Origin of the sequence: Amycolatopsis eburnea, assembly GCF_003937945.1 — a bacterium.
GTDB lineage: Bacteria > Actinomycetota > Actinomycetes > Mycobacteriales > Pseudonocardiaceae > Amycolatopsis > Amycolatopsis eburnea.
The window spans coordinates 1-1,465 of sequence record NZ_RSEC01000015.1; the positions used below are offsets into that span (position 1 = coordinate 1).

1 protein-coding gene is annotated in these 1,465 nt (G+C 67.3%); it reads left to right on the forward strand.

What is annotated here, in order from left to right; all coding sequences use genetic code 11:
* Window positions 1-44: 44 nt before the first annotated feature.
* On the forward strand, window positions 45-1,465 hold a 1,421-nt coding region (gene tnpC / locus EIY87_RS03795), incomplete at its 3' end, for an IS66 family transposase (protein ID WP_125306245.1).

Genomic DNA, 1,465 nt, shown 5'->3' on the forward strand with positions numbered 1-1,465 from the left:
GGTAACTGTTCAGGTCGTTTCCGGGCTGTGAGTGGCCATGTGGGATGATCTTGCTTGTGGGGGAAGGTGTTCGCCCGTCGTATGACGAGCTGGCCGCGCTGGTCGCAGCGCAGGCGGTGGAGCTCGCGCGTGCGCGGGAAGAGATGACCGCGCTGCGGGACGAGGTCGCCCAGCTCAAACGCCGCCTCGGGATGAACTCGGGTAACTCGTCGATGCCTCCATCCTCGGACCGGTTCAGCAAACCGGCACCGAAGTCGTTGCGTGGCAAGACCAACCGCAAACAGGGCAAGCAGCCGGGAGCGCCGGGGGCGAGCCTGTCGCTGGTCGATGACCCCGATCAGATCGTGGATCATGTGCCGTCGTCGTGTTCGGGCTGCGGCACCGGGCTGCGCCGGCGCGACGAGGCCGGGGTGACCCGCCGGCAGGTAGTCGACCTGCCCGAGGTGCGCCCATCGGTGACCGAGCATCGCCTGCACCGGCTGCGCTGCCGCGGCTGCCGCTGCGTCACCACCGCGTCCGCGCCGGCCGAGGTGACCGCACCCGCCTGCTACGGGCCGAACGTGACCGCGCTGGCGGTGTATCTGCTGACCTACCAGCACATCCCGGTCGCACGAACCGCGCAGCTGCTCCAGGATCTGATGGGCCTGCCGGTGTCGACCGGCTGGGTCGCCGGTGTCCTCACCCCCGTCGCCGCCAACCTCAAGGGGTTCGCCGAGCAGGTCGAACAGGCACTGCGGGAAGCGCCGGTGGCACATTTCGACGAGACCGGCATCCGGGTCGAAGGAAAGAACTGGTGGCTGCACGTCGCCTGCACCCCAGACCTGACCGCGTATCTGCCGCACCGCCAACGTGGTGGTGAGGTGATGGACGAGTTCGGGATCCTCAACTACTTCCGCGGTGTCGCCGTCCACGACGGGCTGAAGTCGTATCAGGACTTCGGGCGCAAACACGCCCGGTGCAATGCCCACCACCTACGGGAGCTGGTCGCGGTCGGCGAAGCCCACCCCGAGCACACCTGGCCCACGATCGCGTCCAAGACGCTCGAAGCACTCAACACCGCCGCCCATGCCGCACGAGACGACGGTCTCGACGCCATCCCCGCTCACATCCGTGATCCGCTGATCTCGAGGTTCGTCCGCACCATCCACCTCGGGCTGCTGCTGCACCCACCGGATCGAAGCCGCAAGCAAAGCAAAACCCGGAACCTGCTGGTGCGCTTACGCGACTACCAGCACCAAGTGCTGCTCTTCGCCCGCGACCTCACCGTCCCGTTCACCAACAACCAAGCCGAACGCGACCTCCGCATGATCAAAGCCCAGCTGAAGATCTCCGGCGGCTGGCGCACCCAGCACGGCGCCCAGGCCTGGTTGCGCGTCCGCGGCTACATCTCCACCGCCCGCAAGAACAGCCTCCACGTCATCACCGCACTCCGCGACGCCATCACCGGAAACCCCTGGCTACCAAC